Origin of the sequence: Streptosporangium sp. H16 (assembly GCF_051918855.1) — a bacterium.
GTDB lineage: Bacteria > Actinomycetota > Actinomycetes > Streptosporangiales > Streptosporangiaceae > Streptosporangium.
On sequence record NZ_JBPXMD010000009.1, the window covers coordinates 1 to 18,331 of the forward strand.

The following is an 18,331-nucleotide window of genomic DNA, read 5'->3' on the forward strand; positions in this document are numbered from 1 at the left end:
GCTTCATGCACTGGCTTTTAACACACTGTTGAGTTCTCAAGAAACGGACGCGTACACCATCACCCTGACCCGACCAACCGGTCCGGCAGAACTCCGGGGCGTTCCATTTCGTGTCACTATCTTATCGGAAGTGCCGGTTTCGTGTCAAACTGTCGGATTTCCGACTCTCGACTCGATCCCGCCGAACCCGCTAGGATTGCGACTGCCCCGTTTCCAGGGCAACCCCTCTAACTTACTCCAACATCCGGTCGTTGTCCAATCGTGCGGACACGCCCGATTTGCCGGGATCAGAGAGGGTTTTGCTGGGCAATTCGTCCGCCCCAGAAGGTTTAAACCTGGAACTTCGCTGCCCTGCGGAAAGAACACTACCAGGACTCTCACGTCACAGAGACAACTTGCCAACCATCCCGGAGACTCGCGCGTCCCAAACAGTCATAGGAAGTCGAAGCGCGCAACCAGACGTCAAGCCATTCGCAATCGACTCTGGATACGAAGTAGGCGCGAGGGTCAGGATCCTGACTCCGCCGTGGAGGTGAGCACCATGACCCGCTCGGAGTTCGACGACATCCGCGCGCACATCGACGCGGAGGCCGACCATCCAGGTGACCTACTGAGGGTTGCCAGGTCTCTGCTGAACGACCTTGAAGACGCACGCATGAGGGAGGCGACCCTCCGCGCCTACTATCTGCGTCTCCTCACCGCGGCTCGGGCGACGGTCGCCGCGGAGGCGGCCGACTATCCGGAGCCGTTGACCTTCCTCACCGACGAGCTCGCCAAGCGTGGCCAGCTCCCGACATCCGAGGACGAGGTGAACCGGATCCTCGCCGACGCCCATACCGCGGCGGCGTTGCTGGCCTGTCTCGAGGAGAACCCTCTTGGAGCCACCCCGATGGGCACCGGCGGGTCTCGCGCGCGGAGGTGTGCCGGCACAAGCCGTAGCCTCCCACGATGAGGCGTTCCGCGTCATTGACCTGGCCTTGAACCAAGATCTGTAAGACTCCAGGCATGTTGCAGCGAGGGCTGAATTGGGCTGCGGCGACCCTCGTGGGCGTCTTCGGCTTTGTCTGGACCGGTGTAGTGATGTTCGCGGCCGTCGAGACCTCGGGGTGGACCTGGATCGGGCAGGTCTCCTTCGGGGCCTTCCTCACCTGCTGGGCTCTCTACAAGGCGAGCCTGCTGGTACGCCGTACCAAGCCCAGTTTCGTCCCGAGACATCGCCGGGTGAGGGTCAGAGCCTGACGAACGTCATCGCGGGCCGAGTCCCGGCAGCCGCCGACCGGCGCCGGGTCCCGGCCCGTGGCGGTGCCCCGAAGGCCCCGAAGGCATGGCCGGGGATCGCCCCGCGAGCAGGGCCCTTCGGCCGGCGGAGCCCGAAGAGGCTACGAACCCGTCCGGAACGAGCGGAGTTCGTCGGCCACCTCCCGGCACGGCGCCCCCAGATCGAACCGGCTGAGGAGGTGGATGCTCTCCCCCGTGTCGATCTCCAGGAGTTCCGTACGCGAGGTGAAGCGGGTCCGCGTGTCCACCCGGATGCGCTCGACGGATCTCCACGGCACCCGTTCGGATCCGGCGAAGCCCTTCACCACGACGAGGCCCTCGCCGTCAGCGGTCAGCCGTACCGGAGCGAGGACGTCGCGCACCGCCAGGACCACCAGGACCACGGACGCGACACCCGCCAGGATCGCACCTCGGAGGTCGCCGAGGGTCAACACCGTGAGCACCGCGAAGGCGAGCGCGGCGACGATCTTCATGATGAGGAGGTCGCGGCGCACGCGCCAGCGCAGGACAGGTTCGGACGTTTCGGCCACAGCGGCACGCTACCCCTCGGACTCTGCATCTTTCGAAGTACCTCTCGAAGCACCTCTCGTCCACCACGCCCACGACGGTGTGATGCCCCGGCGCAGAAAGACGGTTCCGGCTGCCGGAAATGCGAAAGGCCCTGATCTCTGAGAGATCAGGGCCTTTCGATTGGTAGCGGGGACAGGATTTGAACCTGCGACCTCTGGGTTATGAGCCCAGCGAGCTACCGAACTGCTCCACCCCGCGTCGGTGTGTGTTTGAACAATATCCGGAATCCCCCTCCGGCTGCAAATCGGTACGGGAACGCGGAGTGGCGTGCCCCGCGCCGTCCCGTCCGCGAGGGCTCGTGCCGCGGGGTGATCGCCCAGGTCAGCATGGCCACGGGTGAGGGCGATGAGCCCGGGGCCACAGGGATGGGCCCGGGGCCACTGGCACGTGAATGACGGTGATGTCCGCGCAACCGGTCATCGACCGCGCGAAGCCCCCGAGCACGAAGTGCCACCGATGAAGAGGGCGTGGCCGGGGCGCCAGAGCACCACCGCGGTCACCGACCGGATGAGTCCGAGCAGGTGGACCGGCAGGACACCCGTGCCGTGGTGCGGGCTCAGGGCCTCCGTGGCGCCGTCGGGGCAGCGCCTGGCGGCCGCGGACCCTTGCGTGGCGATGACAAGCGCTGCGGGGCCGGACGGCCCCGGGTAGGGCCCGTGTCGTGGATCCGCGTACCCGCTGTGCGGGCGCGTTTCGCGAGACACGTATCCGGTCTTTGCTGGGAGCGGGTTTTTGGCAGAGGGCCTTTTTGAGGGAAAAGCCGGTCTTTCCCGGAAGGAGCGACAACACAAAGGCCCCGGTCGCCGTTTCCGGCGACCGGGGCCTTCTCTTGTAGCGGGGACAGGATTTGAACCTGCGACCTCTGGGTTATGAGCCCAGCGAGCTACCGAGCTGCTCCACCCCGCGTCGGTGTATGTCTTAACCATACCCGGCTTTGGTGGTGGGCGCGAATCGAATGGCGCTGGGCCCTCGGGTGTCTCCTAGGGACTCGGTGCGGGCGTCGATGTGACCGACGGGACCGGTGTGGCGGACGGTGTCGCCGACGGCGCCGGGGTTCCCGACGGCGAGGGCGACGGGGTGGGGGTAGCGCCCGTCGTCGCTTCGGTGCCCTTCAGCTTCGACAGCGCCGCCTGGAGCTCCTTCTGGGCGTTGCCGTAGTCGGTCCAGTTCGGCGGGTTGGCCTGGAGGGCCTTCTGCGCCTTGTCGTACGCCGCCTGTGCCTCGTCGATCGCCTGGGCCAGTGCGGTGGCGGGCTTGGCCTCCTCGGGCTTGGCCTCGCCGGGCTTGGCCTCCTCCTGTGGCGCCGCCTGGGTGCCACCGCCGAAGACCTGCTCCAGCGCGCCCTTGAGCGTGTCGGCCGAACCGACCTTGCTGCCGTAGGCCACCAGGACGCGGCGGAGGATCGGGTACGGCTCCTGGCCGGAGGCGGCCGCGATCTCCACGTAGACCGGTTCGACGTAGACCAGGCCGTCGGCGAACGGCAGGGTCAGCAGGTTGCCGTAGCGGACCTTCGCCTGACCGAGTCCGAGCAGGTTGAGCTCGCCGGAGAACTTGTTCTGGAAGTTGTTCTGTACCTGGCCCGGCCCGGGGATCGTGGTGTTGGACGGCATGCGCAGGATGCGCAGCTTCCCGTAGTCGGCTCCCGGGGTGGCGTCCACGGCCATGAAGGCGGCCAGGTTGGGCCCCTGGCGCGGTACGAACGTGGTGGTCAGCGAGAACGACGGCGCCGCGGTCTTCGGCATCTTGACCGACAGGTAGTACGGCGGCTGCTTGATGTCGCGCTCGCCCGACGACGGGTCGTTCGGGACGTTCCAGAAGTCCTGGCCGCTGTAGAAGGCGTTCGGGTCGGAGATGTGGTACTGGGAGAGCACGTCACGCTGGACCTTGAACAGCGCCTCCGGGTAGCGGAGGTGCTGCCTGAGCTCAGTCGACATCTCCGTCTGCGGCTTGATGACGCCGGGGAAGGCCTTGCGCCAGGTCTGCAGGATGGGGTCCTTCTCGTCCCAGGCGTACAGGCTGACGGTGCCGTCGTAGGCGTCCACCATGGCCTTCACCGAGTTGCGCATGTAGTTGATCTGGTCGCGCGGCTGCGGGACCACCAGGCGCGGGTCGGTGATGGTGTCGCGCGTCATCGCCTCCAGGCTCTTGCTCTGGGAGTACGGGTAGGCGTTGGACGTGGTGTACGCGTCGGCGATCCAGACCACCCGGCCGCCGACGATCGCCGGATAGGGGTTGTCGTCCAGGCTCAGGAACGGCGCCACCTTGGCGATCCGCGCCTGCGGGTTGCGCTCGTAGAGGATCTTGGAGTTCGTGTTGACGTCACCCGACAGCAGCAGGTTGATCTCGCCGTACTTGGCGGCGTAGAGCATCCGGTTGATGAAGGAGCCGACCGGGACCCCGCCCTTGCCGTCGTAGGTGGTGTTCTTCTGGCCGGTGCCGCCGCTCTCGGGGTAGTCGAGCTCCTGGTCCCGCTGGCCGTTGCCGCCTACGACGACGTACTCGGTCGAGCCGGGTGCCTCGCCGTAGTAGATCCGCGACTCCTTGAGCTTCGTCCGCTCCGCCAGGGAACCGGTGACCGGCATGTCCTTGGCGTTGAAGTTGGGCAGGCCCTCGGAGTCGACCTCGTTGCCGGGCGCGGCCACGAAGCCGTTGCCGTGGGTGTAGACGAGGTGCCGGTTGATCCAGTTGTTCTGCTCCGCCGGCGGTCCGGTGAGCTCTCGCACGGCCACGACGGTGTCGCGCAGCGTGCCGTTGGCGTCGGGGTAGCGGTCGACGTCGAGCGGCTCGTGGAAGTCGTAGTAACCGCGAATTCGCTGCTTCTGCTGGTAGGTCTTGGCGACCAGGCTCGGGTCGAGCAGGCGCACGCCGGAGATGGAGCTGTCGGCGGTGACGTTGACCTTGGCCGGGTCTCCCTGAGCCGTGTAGTCGATCACCTCGGCGTCGTTGACGCCGTAGGCTTTTCGGGTCGCGTCGATGTTGCGCTTGATGTACTCCTGCTCCTTGCCCTGCTGGTTCGGCTTGACCTGGAACTGCTCGACCAGGGCCGGGTATACCCCGCCGATCAGGATGGCCGAGAGCACCAGGAGCCCGAAGCCGACGCCGGGCAGCATTCCGCCGGATCGCACGACCCCGGCGAAGAACAGGACCGCGCAGATCAGGGCGATGACCGCCAGGATGCTCTTGGCGGGAAGCACCGCGTTGACGTCGGTGTACGAGGCGCCGTGCCGGAATCCCCGGTCGGAGAAGACCAGCCCGTACCGGTCGACCCAGTAGGCGATCGCCTTCAGCAGCACGAAGACGCCGAGCAGCACCGACAGGTGCGCCCGGGCGCCGCGCGAGGCGTGCACGCCGGGTGACTGGAGGCGGAACCCGCCGTACAGGTAGTGCACGATCGCCGCCAGCAGGGCGGAGAGCACCACCGCGACGAACAGGAAGTTCAGCACCATCCGGATGAACGGATAGGTGAACATGAAGAAGGAGATGTCGATCTTGAACTGCGGGTCGACCTCACCGAACGGCGTCGCGTTGACGAATTCCAGCCAGGTCTTCCACTGCCCGGAGAAGGACGATCCCGAGAACAGGCCGAGCACCGCCACGCCGATCAGGAAGATCAGCTTGCGGTGCGGGTCGAGGGCCATGCGGTACCGGTCGGCGCCGCTGGCGCCGCCGAACATCCCCGGGCCGAACATCGGCCGCATCCGGTACGCCATCAGCATGTTGCCGCCGACGATGCCCACCATCAGCAACGCGCCGACGATGAAGAGCAGGATCTGCGTGACGACCACACCGGAGAAGACGGCCGTGTAGTCGACCGAGTCGTACCAGAGGTAATCAGTGAAAATGCTGGCAAAGAGGAAGAACAACGCGACTATCGCGACCAGCGCGATCGCGACGGGAACTAACAATCGTGGCCGGCGGGGCAAGCGCATTGCCCTGCCGGCTCCGGGGGTCCGGAAGCTCAAGGCCAACCCCTTGTCGTAAGAGCACGGTCCGTGTCTGGCAACCTACACCGGCGGGAGTTGGGTCGCGTTCAGCCTTTCGGGCACGGTCCGGCCACAACGCCCGCTGGTCTCGGGTCCACAGGTCCAACGTACGAGAGGCCCGATGAGTGCCCCGCGACGAGGCCCGGGACCGGAAAACCTGATCTTTTTCGTGGATCGGGCGTGGCGTCCCGCTTTTCTGGCTTCTCCCCCGCCCGGTTCCGGGATCAGCCGGCCGGGCAGCTCGGCACGGAACCCGAGCCGGTGCGGAGCGCGTCGACCGCCTGGACGGCCTCGTGCAGGGTCGAGACCTTGACCAGCCTGAGGCCGGCCGGGATCGCCTTGACCGCCTCGGCGCAGTTTTCCGTGGGGGTGAGGAAGACCGTCGCCCCCGCCTTCCTGGCGCCGACCATCTTCTGCTGGATGCCGCCGATCGGGCCGACCTCGCCCTCCGCGGTGATCGTCCCGGTCCCGGCGATGGACCTGCCGCCGGTCAGCGCCCCGGGGGTGAGCTTGTCGAGGATGCCCAGGGAGAACATCATCCCCGCGCTCGGCCCGCCGACGTCACCGACGTTGATCTTTACCTGGAAGGGGAACTTGTAGCCGACCCGCATGGTGATGCCCACGATGGGGTTGCCGTCCCTGCCCGCGGCGGTCGGGACGGCGATGGTCACGCTCTGGGCGCCCCGGTTGACGATGAAACTGACCTGCTCGCCCGGCTTGTGCCTGCGGACGGAGGCGGAGACGGTCTCGCGGTCGGACACGGGCGTGCCGTCCACCGAGACGATCTCGTCGCCGACCTTGAACTTCCCGTCGGCCGGCAGGCCCTTCTCGGTGGAGGCCACGGTCACGACCGAGCTGTAGGGGATCTTCAACTCCGTCAGCGCCGCCGCGGTCGCGTCGTCCTGGGAGTTGGTCATCTCCTGGGTGTTCTGCTGCTCGACCTCCTTCGCGGTGGTCGTCGGAGGGAAGATCGTCTCCTCGGGCACGACCGCGATGGTGGGATCGATCCATCCCCTGAGCGCGCTGAAAAGGTCGATCCTGGTGCCGGGCCCGCCCTGGTAGGCGACGGTGACGAGGCTGAGCTTGCCTTCCGTCGGATACGTCTGGTGCCCCTCGACACTGATCACCGGCTTGCCGTCGACGTCGCCGATCGTGTTCTCGGTCGGCCCGGGACTCAGCACGACGTACGGCACCGGAAGCACGGCGCCGACCAGCGCGAGCATGAGCGTGAGGAAGCCCGCCACCATGAGGGTCAGCGCTCGTCGGGACATGGACAAAGCCTATGCCGTACGACAGGTCATGAAACCGCACCCGGACGCCGCCGCGCCGACGGCCGCGCACCCGCCGGCCGGGCTCACTCGCAGGCCCCGACCCACTCGGAGGAGCCGTCGGTGAAAAGCTGGTTCTTCCAGATGGGGACCTGGCTCTTGAGGTCGTCGATCAGCCTGCGGGAGGCCTCGAACGCCTCGCCCCGGTGTGGCGCGGCGACCGCCACGACGACCGCGATGTCGCCGAGTTCCAGGTCGCCGACCCGGTGGACGGCGGCCAGGGCGGTCACGGGGAAGTCCTTGGCGATCTTCTCGGCCACCCGGCGGAGCTCGTCCGCGGCGCTCGGGTGCGCCGAGTAGGACAGGCTCGTGACCGGCTTTCCGTGATCCTGCTCGCGTACTGTGCCGACGAAGACGGTCGTGCCGCCCGCGGCGTGGTCGCCGACGGCGGCGAGCACCTCGTCGACGGAGAGCGCGCTGTCGCGAATATCGAGCAACCGGATGACATCCACGCCGCAAAGCGTACCGCCCGGGAAAAACGGCCTTCGGCCGCTCACCCTCTCGGGGGCAGGCACCCGGGTCATCCTGCCTCGTCGTCCTCCACGCCCCCTGTGGACGACGCGAGCCCCTACGAACCCGCATGGTTCATGCGAACTCATACGAACCGGTACGCCAATCGCGGAACGTTCGCCCCGCGCGAACGTCAGGGGCGGCGCTTCTTGCGGGCGGCGCGGACGATCGCCGCGGTGCCGAGGACGGCGACGGTGGCGCCGGCCGCGGTGAGTGTGGCCTCCTTGCCGGACAGGCGGCGGCCCACGACGGCGTGCTTGCCCTCGCGCAACTCCAGGAGTTGCTCGAACGCGGCCTCGTTGCTCCACTGGGGCTTCCATCCGGCCTCGCGCAGCGCGGCGCAGTCGACCACCCAGGGGTAGACGACGTAGTGCAGGTCGGTGGCCGGGGCCGGGGTGACGCCGAGGCGGTGCAGGCGCTGGGCGGTCCCGAAGGTCAGCCCGGCGGGCAGCTCCAGCCGTCGCAGCCCGGAGATCTCCTCCACCTGCTCCTGCTCCAGCCAGCCGTCGCCGCCGACGGCCACCACCCCCGAGACCGTGCCCAGCGCCGCCATCTCAAGGGCCGAGACGAGATCGTCCACGTGGCAGAACTGCCAGCGGGGGCTGCAGCCCTTGACGGTCAGCAGCCTGGGCGCCTCGAAGTGCCGGGTCACCACGCTGTCGACGCCGGGACCGACCACCGCGGCGGGCCGGACCACGGTCACGTCGAGACCGGGATGGCTGCGCAGGGAGCGCCGGGCCAGCGCCTCGATCTCCAGGTGGTCGCCGACCATGCCCGTGTCGGGCTCGGCGGCGACCGCCGATCCCTCCGGCAGCGGGACGGGATTCTCGGGAACGGCGCCGTACACCATGGCGCTGGTGACCAGCACGACCCGCCGCACCCGTGCGGCGGCGCTGGCGGTGAGCACCGTCTGGGCCGCTCGCAGATTGTAGGCGCGCCGCTCCGCCGGGTTGACGTCGAGCGCGTAGTCGGCCGCCAGATGCACGAGCACGTCAATATCAGATATGCGGTTCGCCAAGAGCGGATCTCGGACATCGAGGACCCGCCAGGTGACGTCGGGAACATCACCACGCTGCTCGTCGATGGCCACGACCCTGCGGAAATCCGCAGACGAGGCGACCTTCGCGAGGAAGGCACGGCCTAGGCCCGAGGCGGCGCCGGTGACGGCGACGACGGGGGGCCGGGAGCGTTTCGAGGTAGGCACCAGGTCCTCACTTTGCACTGACCCGCCATGCGACGGATAACGTGGCGGATGTGGACTCCTCCATCCTGCACGAGGTAGAGCGGTGACTGACTTGCCAGGTCGGGAAAACGACCCCAACGAGAATCCGTTCGCCATGTTCGGCAACCCGGAGCAGATCGCAGCGGCAATGCGCCAGTTCGCCGACATGCTCTCCGCTCCGCCGACCTCAGGTCCCGTCAACTGGGACATGGCGAAGAACATCGCACGGCACGTCGTGGTCGCCGAGGGCGATCCAAGTGTCATGGAGGGCGAGCGGCGCCAGATCGTCGACGCCCTGAATCTGGCCGATCTGTGGCTCAACGAGGCCACCTCCCTGCCGAGCGGGGTGAGCAACCCCCAGGCGTGGAGCCGTTCCGAGTGGATCGAGAAGACCGTCCCGGTCTGGCAGAAGCTCTGTGACCCGATCGCCGCCCGCATGGTCGAGACCATGAGCGGCACGCTCAGCGCCACCGGTCTGCCCCCGGAGGCACAGGCCATGGCCGGGCCGCTGATGGGGATGATGAAGCAGATGGGCGGCATGATGGTCGGCCAGCAGATCGGCCAGGCCGTCGGCTCGCTCGCCCTCGAAGTGATCGGCTCCACCGACATCGGCCTGCCGCTGTCGGACAACGCCGCCCTGCTGCCCGGCGGCGTCGCGGCGTTCAGCCAGGGTCTGGAGACTCCCTCCGAGGAGATCCGCCTCTACCTCGCCCTGCGCGAGGCGGCCCACCACCGGCTGTTCCAGCACGTGCCGTGGCTGCGCGCGCACCTGCTCGGAGCCGTGGAGGAGTACGCCAAGGGCATCACGGTGGACGCCTCCGCGCTGGAGGAGCAGCTCCGCGGGCTCGACATCAACAACCCCGAGCAGCTCCAGCAGGCGCTGAGCGGCGGCAATCTGCTCAAGCCCGAGGAGACCGAGCGGCAGAAGGCCGCCCTGTCCCGGCTGGAGACCATGCTCGCCCTGGTCGAGGGCTGGGTCGGCACCGTCGTGGACGGCGCCGCGGACGGCAAGCTCCCCTCGGCGACCGCGCTGTCGGAGACCGTACGGCGCCGCAGGGCGACCGGCGGCCCCGCCGAGCAGACCTTCGCCACGCTTGTCGGCCTCGAACTCAGGCCCCGCCGCCTGCGCGAGGCCGCCGCCCTGTGGCAGGCCCTGGAGGCCGACCGGGGCGTCGACGGCCGCGACGCGGTCTGGAACCACCCCGACCTGATGCCCACCGCCGACGACCTCGACAACCCCGAGAGGTTCGTACGGGGCGAGCCCGAGCTCGACCTGTCGTCCCTGGAGGGGACCCCGCGGCAGGAGCCTCCGGCCGCCCCGGGCGAGGACGGCGACGACGGGAAGGGCCGCGAGGACGACGGCGGCCGGGACGGCGGCGTGTGAGCCTGCGCGCCGACGCGAAGGAGGTGCTCACGGGATGGACCGCGCCCACGGCGGAGGAGGAGATCCTTCGCAAGGAGTTCCTGGAGCACCTCCACGCCAACGAAGACGCGATGTGGCGCGAGTGCGTCCCGGGCCACCTGACGGCCACGACCGCGGTGCTCTCCCACGACGGCGAGCGGGTGCTGCTGACGCTGCACCCCAAGGCCGGGATGTGGCTGCCCATGGGAGGGCACTGCGAGCGCGGCGACGCCTCCCTGGAGGCGGTGGCGCTGCGTGAGGCCACCGAGGAGTCCGGCATTCCGGGCCTGCGGCTGCTGCCGGGCCCGCTCGCGCTCGACCGTCACCTGGTCTGGTGCCACCCGCCGCACAGCAGCCACCTCGACGTCGAGTACGGCGCCGTCGCCCCCGCCGGCGTGGAGGCCGTGATCAGCGCCGAGTCGCTCGACCTGCGCTGGTTCCCGGTGGAGGAGATCCCCGAGCTCTCCGACGAGGCGACCCGCCGCCTGGCCCGCCGCGCCCGCGAGGTTCTGCGCTCCACGTGACCGGACGCTCGGCCTCGTGCGGCTCGGCGACCGGTTCCGGGCCGTCCTGGGCGTGCCCCGAGGGCGTTGGACCGTTTTACGCGTGTCTCACCTTTCCCCGGATATCTTCGTCCTCATCAGGCTGTACGGAGCGGATCGGGGCACTGTGAGTGTGGACATCGTGGCTGACAGGGGCGTCGAAGGCGTCGGAGGCGTCAGAGGCGTCGGAGGCGTCGGAGGCACAGTCGTGCCGCCGGCGCGGCGCCGCCGCCGGAGGATTCCCAGAAGCCTCGCCTGGGCCGTGGTGACCCCGTTCGCCGCCTGGGCGGTGGCCCGGGTGGCCGGGCTCGAACGCGACTCGCTGACCACCCAGCTCATGACCGGTACCCCGTACGTGGCCGCGGCCTCGCTCGTGCCGGTGCTGCTGTCCGCGCTGGCCCGCAACCGGACGGTGACGGCCGTGGCGCTGGTCACCGCCGCGGCGCTCGGCCTCAGCGTGCTCCCCAGGGCCTTGCGCTCCGGGGAGGCCGTGACGGGGACGCCCCTGCGGGTGCTGACGCTCAACACGCTGTTCGGGCGCGCCGAACCCGGCGCCGTGATGGATCTGGTCCGGCGCCTGAACCCGGATGTGCTCAGCACCCAGGAGCTGACACCGGGGATGGTCGAGAAGCTGGAGGCGGCCGGACTGGGGAGGATCATGCCGTACCAGGTGCTGGAGCCGGAGTGGAGCGCCGGGGGCAGCGGCCTGTACGCGCGGTATCCGCTGACCCCCAGGAAGAACCTGTTCGAGGCGATCGGGCACAACATGCCCGCCGCGCTGATGACCGTGCCCGGCGCCAGGCCCGTCGAGATCGTCGACGTGCATCCCTTCCCGCCGCTGGGCAGGCAGGTGTACGACTGGACGGCGGCGCTGGACGCGCTGCCCTCCGCCGCGCCCGACACGATCCGCGTCCTCGCCGGCGACTTCAACGCCAGCCTCGACCACGCGGCCATGCGCCGTTTTCTGAGCCGTGGCTATCTGGACGCGGCCGACAGCGCCGGGGAGGGCCTCACCCCCACGTGGCCGGTCAACAAGCGCGTCCCCGCGCTGATCACAATCGACCACGTCGTGGTGGACCGGCGGGTGGGAGTGAACGCGGTCAGCGTGCACAGCGTTCCCGGCACCGACCACCGGGCCGTCTTCGCCGACCTACGCCTGCCCCCGCCCTGACGGGCCGGGCACCAGGGCACCCGGTCTCGCGGGCCGTCTGAACCACCCTGAGCCGCCTGGACACTCGGACGGCCGGATACTCGGACGGCTCGGACGGGCGACCAGGCGCGCGATCACCCGAGGCCTCAGGGCGAGAGCAGCGCCCGTGTGTTGTCCCAGCCTTCCAGGCCCGGGTCGAGGAGGCGGATGTCGCCGGGGGTGCGCAGGCGGTGCCAGCCCGGGCCCCTCGCGACCATACGGCTGCCGGGCGCGGAGGCGCGGAGCGTCTTGATCGGATCGAGGTCGTCAAGGCCCACCGCGGCCCAGTCCGGATAGGGCAGGTGGGCGGCCAGCGCGACCGTGCCGCCCCCCGCGTCCGGGCAGACGGCGATCCTGGCCCTGCCGAGCTCGCGGAAGAGCTTTCCGATGAGCAGCGGGGGCAGGTCGGGCGCGTCGGCGCTCAGCAGGACCGCCTGCTCGCCGTACGGCAGGGCCGCGAAGGCCGCCTCGACCAGGGCGCTGCCGGAAAGATCGGGGATCTCGACGACCGGGGTGCCCGGCCAGACGATCTCCTCCATGCCCGGGACGCTCGTCACCACGACGGGAGAGACGAAGTCCAGGCCGGCGACGAGCTCGTAGGCGTCCTCGGCGACGGCGGTGAGGAAGTCGGTGGCGTCGACTCCCGGAGGAGCCGCGTCCGCCACGGAGGGCGTGACGAGAACGGCCACCACTCGGTCTTCCGTCAACATTCCTCCGCGGAACCGTGGGCCGCCGTGGAGAATCCCTCCAGGAAGCCCCGCGCCCGCTCGGCCTTGGGATAGCGTTCCACAAGCGCCCAGAAGCGCGAGCCGTGACTCGGCACCAGCAGGTGGACGAGCTCATGCATGATCACGTAGTCGACCACCCACGACGGCATGCCCCGCAGCCGCGTGGAGATCCTGATGGTGCCGTGATCAGGGGTGCACGAGCCCCAGCGGTGCTGCTGGTTCTCCACCCAGCGCACGCTCGACGGCTTCGCCTCCCCGCCCAGATAGCGGGCCGACAGATCGACGGCCCGATCGAGCAGATCGTCGTCGGAGGGACGTCTGCGCTGCTCCTTGGCCGCGAGGCGATCGAGCATACGGCGCACCCATTGTTCCTCATCGGTGCTACTCAGACCGGCGGGGAGGAGCACGATCGTTTTCTCGCCGTCGCGGTACGCAGAAACCGTCCGCCGGCGGCGAGAACTGCGGCGGACCTCGACTGTCTCGGGGGGCACATATGAACGGTAGCCGAGAATGGCGAATTCACACCAGGGGGTAGAACACGTTCCCGCTGGTCAATCCCCGTTCGTCGATTGTTCAACACGGGTGATCAACTATGACCGTGACTTATCTAATTAACCTGGATATCAGCCGTCTCATGCGTTGCCGAATCGCGGAGCCCGTCGTTCTCTCTGGGCCGCCAGCCCTTCAAGCATGTCACCGGAGATCATCGTGACCGGCTGGGCGAGGGATTCCCAGCGCAGCGCGGCGTCGAGGTCGGCGTGCCCGCCACCCGCCAGGGCGATCTTGGTGAGCCGGGTGGCGGCCGGCGCGCCGGCCGCCGTGCGCGACGCGATCCCCATCACCTCGGCCATCAGCGACTCGCGGGGAAACGCCCTGGTCACCAACCCCGCGGGCGCCGCCTCCGCGCCCGTCAGCGTCCGCCCCGTGAGCAACATCTCCCGGGCCACGCCCACCCCCGCGACCCTGGGCAGCAGGTAGGTCGCCGCCATGCCAGGGTGCAGGCCGAGCGAGGTGAAGGGGACGAGCAGCTTGGCCTCCTCGGCGGCGTAGACCAGGTCGCAGGCGAGGGCGAGGCACAGTCCCGCTCCGACGGCCGAGCCGTTGACGGCGGCGATGGTCGGCACCTCCAGGTCGGCGATCGCCAGCCAGGTCCGGTAGAAACCGAGCATCCGCTCGCGAAGTGCGGGCACTCCCTCGGCGGCCCGCTCGGCGAGCCAGGACAGGTCTCCTCCGGAGCAGAACGCGTTTCCCGCCCCGGTGACGACGACGCACCGGAGGTCGCGGTCCGCCGCGAGATCGGCGACGGCCAGCCGCCACCGGGCGGTCATTCCCTCGGTCATCGCGTTGCGCCGATCGGGGCGGTTCAGAGTGAGCACCGCGACGCCGTCGTCACGCCGGTCGACCAAGAGCTCGTCCATGCCGGGGAGCGTAACCCACGCTCTCCCGCCCACCACCTCCCGGGGCCGCCCGCCCCTCGCCTGCCTCCGCAGCCTCTCCGGCCCGCCCGCCCCCATCGTCCCCATCCCTCCCGTCGCTCTCGAAACCATCCGGCCGTCTCCCCTGCCGTTTCCCGTCCCGGAAGGCGAGACGGATTTCCCGCTCCGGTGAGCGGAACGGGCGTCCCTCGTCCGGGAGAGGCGGAAGCCCCCACGTCCCCGAGACGGGCGCATCCACGGGACGGAGGGGGCGGAAGGCTCGTTTCGGATCGGCCCCGGGGGCGGGTTATCCACAGGGCGGGAGTTATCCACAGGCGCGGGAAAAGGAGTCCGGGACCGTGCGGGGCCATGCCACGCTGGCACACCCGGCCACCCCCGGCCGCCCCCCGGCCTGCTCGTCCCCCGCTCACCGGCTCATCCGCAGGCCGCCCCGAGGAAAGGTTCTCCGATGCGACCACGTCTGAAGCCCGCTCTGCGCCGCGTCGCCCGCGACGGGCGCACCCTGCAGTTCGGGCTGCATCCCCGCCACGCGGTGGTGCTGACCGACCTCGAGCCCGAGGTCCGCCGCTGGGTGGAGAGCCTCGACGGCGTACGGGATCTCGCGGGCGTGCTGGCCGGCGCCACCGAGGCGGGTCTCGGTGAGGAGCGCGGCCGGACCCTGCTCGACCTGCTGGTCAGCCGTGGCGTGGTGGACGACGCGGGTGCGGGTCCAGGCCCGCTGCGCGCGCTCGCGATGGCCGAGCGCGATCGGCTCCAGCCCGATCTCGACGCGCTCTCCCTCACCCCGGGCACGATCGACGGTGGGCTCGCCGCGCTGGAGCGCCGGCGAGAGGCCCAGGTGCGGGTCTACGGCGCGGGCCGGGTGGGCGCGCAGGTCGTCGGCCTGCTCGCCGCCTCCGGGGTCGGCCGGATCTGCGTCATCGATCCCGGTACGGCGCGGCGACGGGATGTCGTCCCCGGTGGCCTCGGCTGGACGGAGGTGGGGATGAGCAGGCAGGACGGCGCGGTCGCGGTGGCCAAGAGGCTGGCGCCCGGTCTTACGGCCTGGACCGGCGACGGGGCGGCCCAGCTGGCCGACGGGGCCAGGCCTCCGGACCTGGCGGTGCTCGCGCCGGTGGTGCCGCTGGACGGTCTCCTGGTCAGGGAGCTCGTCGAGTGGGAGATACCGCATCTGCTGGTCACCGCCTTCGAGGGCTCCGGGTCGGTCGGCCCCCTGGTGCTGCCCGGACGGAGCACGTGTCTGCACTGCCTGGATTTGACCCGACGGGATCGTGACCCCGGATGGCCCGTCGTCAGTGCCCGGCTGGGCGGCTTCCCCGCGGGAGAAATCGCGTGTGGCACGGCGCTGTCGACGCTGGTGGCGGCGTCGGCGGCAGGTCACGCACTCGCTGCGATCGACGGCCGTGAACCCGCTGTGACAAACAGCACAATGGAAATATTGCCAGATTTGAGCTGGAAGAGGCGATCCTGGAGTGTTCATCCTCAATGTCGTTGCTTCCGAAACGAGTTGGGTTCGCCAACAATGGTCGCGTCGGCTACCTGCCGCTGACGGACACACAGCGAAGGGAGGGAGCGGCGTCTCGCTGTACCAGTGGACGCGCCGCCAACCAAGGTGAGTGACCTTCCGCGCCGCGCCGTTGCGCGCTCCGCCAAGCTGGCGGCCCTGCCGATCGGGTTCGCCGGCCGCACCGCTCTCGGTCTCGGAAAACGGATCGGGGGCAAGTCCGCCGAGATCGTCACCCAGGAAATCCAGGAACGCACCGCCGAGCAGATCTTCAAGGTTCTTGGAGAGCTCAAGGGCGGGGCGATGAAGCTCGGCCAGGCGCTGTCCATCTTCGAGGCTGCGCTGCCCGCCGAGATCGCCGGCCCCTACCGCGCCACCCTGACCAAACTCCAGGACGCGGCCCCGCCGCTCCCGGCGGCGACCGTGCACAAGGTCCTCGTCGAGCAGCTGGGCGACGACTGGCGGGAGAACTTCCTGTCGTTCGACGACAGACCGGCCGCCGCCGCGTCGATCGGGCAGGTGCACAAGGCGGTCTGGCACGACGGCCGGACGGTCGCGGTCAAGATCCAGTATCCGGGGGCGGGCAAGGCTCTGCTCTCCGACTTCACCCAGCTGTCCCGGCTCGGCAAGCTCTTCGGGGTGCTACTGCCCGGCCTCGACATCAAGGCCGTCCTGAGCGAGTTGCGCGAGCGGGTGGTCGAGGAGCTCGACTACCTTCGCGAGGCCGAGGCCCAGCACGCCTTCGCCCTGGAGTTCAAGGACGATCCCGACTTCCTGATCCCGGACGTGATCGCCGCCAACGAGCAGGTACTCGTCTCCGAATGGGTCGACGGCACCCCACTGTCGCGGATCATCACCGACGGCACCCAGGAGGAGCGCGACCGGGCCGGACTCCAGCTCGTCCGTTTCCTGTTCTCCTCGCCCGCGCGGTTGGGCATGCTCCACGCCGACCCCCATCCGGGCAACTTCCGAATCGTCGAGGACGGCCGGATGTGCGTGCTCGACTTCGGCGCGGTCAACCGGATGCCCGACGGATACCCAACGGTCTTCGGAAAACTGACCCGCATCTTCAACAACGGCGATATGTCGACCGTGGTGCAGGGCCTGCGTGACGAGGGCTTCATCCAGCCGCACATCGAGATCGACCCCGAAGCCCTGCGGGCGTTCCTGGCTCCCTACGTCGAGCCGACCGCCGTGGAGGAGTTCTCGTTCAGCAGGGAGTGGCTCCAGCGGCAGGCCGCCACGGCCACCGACCTGCGTCCCGGCAACGTGGTGCGCCAGCTCAACCTGCCCGCCTCGTACGTCCTCATCCACCGCGTGCACGCGGCGGGGGTCGGCGTCCTCTGCCAGCTCGGCGCCACCGCCCGCTTCCGCGAGGAGGTCATCCGCTGGGTCCCCGGATTCGCCGACGAGGATTCGGGAGAACCCACCCTCACCAGCGCCTGAGGGATGTTTTTCTTCCCCGGCGCCCCTCGATCCCCTCGGCACCCGGCGACATTCCCCGCCGTCCCGCGACATCCCTCGGCGCCCCTCGGCGCCCCTCGCCAGGTGACCATCCCTCGCCATCCCGCGACGTTCGGCGACATCCCTCGCCGTCCTCCGACATCCCTCGCCGTCCTCCGGCGTCCCTCGCCGTCCGGCGCCGTCCCCTGCCGCCCCTCGGTGTCGTTGGGTGTCGTTGGGTGTCCCGCGACATCCCTTGGCATCCCTGCCCCGCGATGCCCGGTGGCGTCCCGCGGCATGGTGGGCCTGGCGAGACGCTTGAGGGGTGGCCCGCCGGAGCGGGTCACCCCTCGTTCGTCCGTCTCGCTTTTCTCGTCCGTCTCGTTCTTCGATCCGTCTCGCGTGCGACCACGTGTGTCTGTCGTGCGTTCTCCACACGTCGCCGCCGGTTCTTACCGAACAGACACGGCAGATCAGACGAGGCGCAGGATCGCGCTCCGCAGGCGCGCCGAGGCACGCTCCGCGTCGCGCTCCGCGCGCTGGAGGCGCTGAAGGCCGGCGGCCCTGCGATGCTCCTCCGCCTCGCGGTGAAGGGTCCGTATTCGGTCACGGACCAGTTCTTCTTGCATAGACGGCAGGTCGAGGCCTCTGGCGGTGAAGTAGCTCATCGGAATGGTCCTTTCGGAAACGTCCGGCTCGTGATGGCTCGGGTTCTCGGTGGTTCAGGTTCTCGGTGATTCGGTGGTGTGCGGTTCTCGGTGGTTCATGGTTCTCGGCGGTCCGGGCAGCGACCGGATCGTTCAGGCAGCGACCGGGTTCTTGCGGGGACGCCCGCGCGGACGCTTCCGGGGGACGATCGCCCCCCGCAGGACGAGCTCGCCGCCCCAGACGCCCCACGGCTCCTCGCGCTCCAGCGCGCGGGCCAGGCAGGCCTCACGGATCGGGCAGCCTCCGCAGAGCGCCTTGGCGAACTCCACGTCCTCCGGAGACTCGGCGAACCACAGGTCGGGGTCGGTACGACAGGGGATTGTGGCTTCGTCGATCAGGTCCATGACCGTCTGGGCCCCCATCTGCTTCACCTCTCAGCTAGGTGTTGATCTTTGATTACCTCTTGGGGTGGGGGTCAGGAATGACGCGGACAAACAAGAAGGCCGCGGATCCTGGGTGCGGATCCGCGGCCTGAAGGCTTTTTCCTC

Annotated in this window: 17 protein-coding genes and 2 tRNA genes; 7 read left to right on the forward strand and 12 right to left on the reverse strand. The window is 69.3% G+C overall.

Going from position 1 to position 18,331, the window contains the following annotated elements:
* The first annotated feature begins 541 nt into the window (after positions 1-541).
* Positions 542-952 carry a hypothetical protein gene (locus tag ACTOQ2_RS16805; RefSeq protein ID WP_440068588.1) on the forward strand — a complete coding sequence of 137 codons (411 nt, stop codon included), beginning with the start codon at positions 542-544 and terminating at the stop codon, positions 950-952.
* Between the two features lie 53 nt (positions 953-1,005).
* On the forward strand, positions 1,006-1,239 hold the full coding sequence (locus ACTOQ2_RS16810; RefSeq protein WP_440100482.1) for a hypothetical protein: 234 nt from the start codon (positions 1,006-1,008) through the stop codon (positions 1,237-1,239).
* Between the two features lie 140 nt (positions 1,240-1,379).
* Here ACTOQ2_RS16810 and ACTOQ2_RS16815 read toward each other — a convergent pair whose 3' ends face one another.
* The 7 genes from ACTOQ2_RS16815 to ACTOQ2_RS16845 all read right to left on the reverse strand — a co-directional run bounded on the left by ACTOQ2_RS16815 (position 1,380) and on the right by ACTOQ2_RS16845 (position 8,876).
* On the reverse strand, positions 1,380-1,808 hold the full coding sequence (locus tag ACTOQ2_RS16815) for a PH domain-containing protein (RefSeq protein WP_440100483.1): 429 nt from the start codon (positions 1,806-1,808) through the stop codon (positions 1,380-1,382).
* A 161-nt stretch (positions 1,809-1,969) separates the two neighbouring features.
* Positions 1,970-2,046, reverse strand: a tRNA-Met gene (locus ACTOQ2_RS16820).
* 634 nt (positions 2,047-2,680) lie between these two features.
* Positions 2,681-2,754: transfer RNA gene (locus ACTOQ2_RS16825), tRNA-Met, on the reverse strand.
* Between the two features lie 74 nt (positions 2,755-2,828).
* Positions 2,829-5,777: a UPF0182 family protein gene (locus tag ACTOQ2_RS16830; RefSeq protein WP_440100484.1), complete on the reverse strand. Its 2,949-nt coding sequence runs from the start codon at positions 5,775-5,777 to the stop codon at positions 2,829-2,831.
* A gap of 278 nt (positions 5,778-6,055) precedes the next feature.
* Entirely contained in the window at positions 6,056-7,102 is a 1,047-nt protein-coding gene (locus ACTOQ2_RS16835; RefSeq protein WP_440100486.1) for a YlbL family protein, read from the reverse strand.
* 83 nt (positions 7,103-7,185) lie between these two features.
* Positions 7,186-7,611 (reverse strand): molybdenum cofactor biosynthesis protein MoaE, encoded by a 426-nt coding sequence (locus ACTOQ2_RS16840; RefSeq protein ID WP_440100488.1) that lies wholly within the window; start codon positions 7,609-7,611, stop codon positions 7,186-7,188.
* A 191-nt stretch (positions 7,612-7,802) separates the two neighbouring features.
* Positions 7,803-8,876 carry an NAD-dependent epimerase/dehydratase family protein gene (locus ACTOQ2_RS16845; protein WP_440068603.1) on the reverse strand — a complete coding sequence of 358 codons (1,074 nt, stop codon included), beginning with the start codon at positions 8,874-8,876 and terminating at the stop codon, positions 7,803-7,805.
* Between the two features lie 79 nt (positions 8,877-8,955).
* On the opposite strand from ACTOQ2_RS16845, the gene ACTOQ2_RS16850 reads away from it, so the two are divergent.
* From ACTOQ2_RS16850 to ACTOQ2_RS16860, 3 genes are all read left to right on the forward strand, one after another.
* On the forward strand, positions 8,956-10,275 hold the full coding sequence (locus tag ACTOQ2_RS16850; protein WP_440100489.1) for a zinc-dependent metalloprotease: 1,320 nt from the start codon (positions 8,956-8,958) through the stop codon (positions 10,273-10,275).
* Positions 10,272-10,817: an NUDIX hydrolase gene (locus ACTOQ2_RS16855; RefSeq protein ID WP_440100490.1), complete on the forward strand. Its 546-nt coding sequence runs from the start codon at positions 10,272-10,274 to the stop codon at positions 10,815-10,817. The genes ACTOQ2_RS16850 and ACTOQ2_RS16855 overlap by 4 nt, the downstream gene beginning before the upstream one ends.
* Before the next feature lie 283 nt (positions 10,818-11,100).
* Complete coding sequence (locus ACTOQ2_RS16860; protein ID WP_440100491.1) at positions 11,101-12,006, forward strand: endonuclease/exonuclease/phosphatase family protein; 906 nt, start codon at positions 11,101-11,103, stop codon at positions 12,004-12,006.
* Between the two features lie 125 nt (positions 12,007-12,131).
* On the opposite strand, the gene ACTOQ2_RS16865 is transcribed toward ACTOQ2_RS16860, so the two are convergent.
* The 3 genes from ACTOQ2_RS16865 to ACTOQ2_RS16875 all read right to left on the reverse strand — a co-directional run bounded on the left by ACTOQ2_RS16865 (position 12,132) and on the right by ACTOQ2_RS16875 (position 14,170).
* On the reverse strand, positions 12,132-12,731 hold the full coding sequence (locus ACTOQ2_RS16865; RefSeq protein ID WP_440068572.1) for a DUF2064 domain-containing protein: 600 nt from the start codon (positions 12,729-12,731) through the stop codon (positions 12,132-12,134).
* Positions 12,728-13,243: a M48 metallopeptidase family protein gene (locus ACTOQ2_RS16870; RefSeq protein ID WP_329085638.1), complete on the reverse strand. Its 516-nt coding sequence runs from the start codon at positions 13,241-13,243 to the stop codon at positions 12,728-12,730. The genes ACTOQ2_RS16865 and ACTOQ2_RS16870 overlap by 4 nt, the downstream gene beginning before the upstream one ends.
* Before the next feature lie 141 nt (positions 13,244-13,384).
* Positions 13,385-14,170 carry an enoyl-CoA hydratase/isomerase family protein gene (locus tag ACTOQ2_RS16875; protein ID WP_440100492.1) on the reverse strand — a complete coding sequence of 262 codons (786 nt, stop codon included), beginning with the start codon at positions 14,168-14,170 and terminating at the stop codon, positions 13,385-13,387.
* A 466-nt stretch (positions 14,171-14,636) separates the two neighbouring features.
* On the opposite strand from ACTOQ2_RS16875, the gene ACTOQ2_RS16880 reads away from it, so the two are divergent.
* On the forward strand, positions 14,637-15,737 hold the full coding sequence (locus ACTOQ2_RS16880) for a ThiF family adenylyltransferase (protein ID WP_440100493.1): 1,101 nt from the start codon (positions 14,637-14,639) through the stop codon (positions 15,735-15,737).
* 63 nt (positions 15,738-15,800) lie between these two features.
* Entirely contained in the window at positions 15,801-17,138 is a 1,338-nt protein-coding gene (locus ACTOQ2_RS16885; RefSeq protein ID WP_440100494.1) for an ABC1 kinase family protein, read from the forward strand.
* Between the two features lie 470 nt (positions 17,139-17,608).
* Here ACTOQ2_RS16885 and ACTOQ2_RS16890 read toward each other — a convergent pair whose 3' ends face one another.
* Together ACTOQ2_RS16890 and ACTOQ2_RS16895 are read right to left on the reverse strand one after the other, a co-directional pair.
* Positions 17,609-17,803, reverse strand: a complete 195-nt coding sequence (locus tag ACTOQ2_RS16890; protein WP_440068564.1) for a hypothetical protein — start codon at positions 17,801-17,803, stop codon at positions 17,609-17,611.
* Between the two features lie 132 nt (positions 17,804-17,935).
* Complete coding sequence (locus ACTOQ2_RS16895) at positions 17,936-18,205, reverse strand: WhiB family transcriptional regulator (RefSeq protein ID WP_329085648.1); 270 nt, start codon at positions 18,203-18,205, stop codon at positions 17,936-17,938.
* Between the last annotated feature and the right edge of the window lie 126 nt (positions 18,206-18,331).

What these genes read in the sequence shown, in the direction of transcription:
- ACTOQ2_RS16805 (WP_440068588.1), top strand. Translation starts at nt 542, where the DNA reads ATGACCCGCTCGGAGTTCGACGACATCCGCGCGCACATCGACGCGGAG.
- ACTOQ2_RS16810 (WP_440100482.1), top strand. Translation starts at nt 1,006, where the DNA reads ATGTTGCAGCGAGGGCTGAATTGGGCTGCGGCGACCCTCGTGGGCGTC.
- ACTOQ2_RS16830 (WP_440100484.1), bottom strand. Translation starts at nt 5,777, where the DNA reads ATGCGCTTGCCCCGCCGGCCACGATTGTTAGTTCCCGTCGCGATCGCG.
- ACTOQ2_RS16835 (WP_440100486.1), bottom strand. Translation starts at nt 7,102, where the DNA reads ATGTCCCGACGAGCGCTGACCCTCATGGTGGCGGGCTTCCTCACGCTC.
- ACTOQ2_RS16875 (WP_440100492.1), bottom strand. Translation starts at nt 14,170, where the DNA reads ATGGACGAGCTCTTGGTCGACCGGCGTGACGACGGCGTCGCGGTGCTC.
- ACTOQ2_RS16880 (WP_440100493.1), top strand. Translation starts at nt 14,637, where the DNA reads ATGCGACCACGTCTGAAGCCCGCTCTGCGCCGCGTCGCCCGCGACGGG.
- ACTOQ2_RS16890 (WP_440068564.1), bottom strand. Translation starts at nt 17,803, where the DNA reads ATGAGCTACTTCACCGCCAGAGGCCTCGACCTGCCGTCTATGCAAGAA.
- ACTOQ2_RS16895 (WP_329085648.1), bottom strand. Translation starts at nt 18,205, where the DNA reads ATGGGGGCCCAGACGGTCATGGACCTGATCGACGAAGCCACAATCCCC.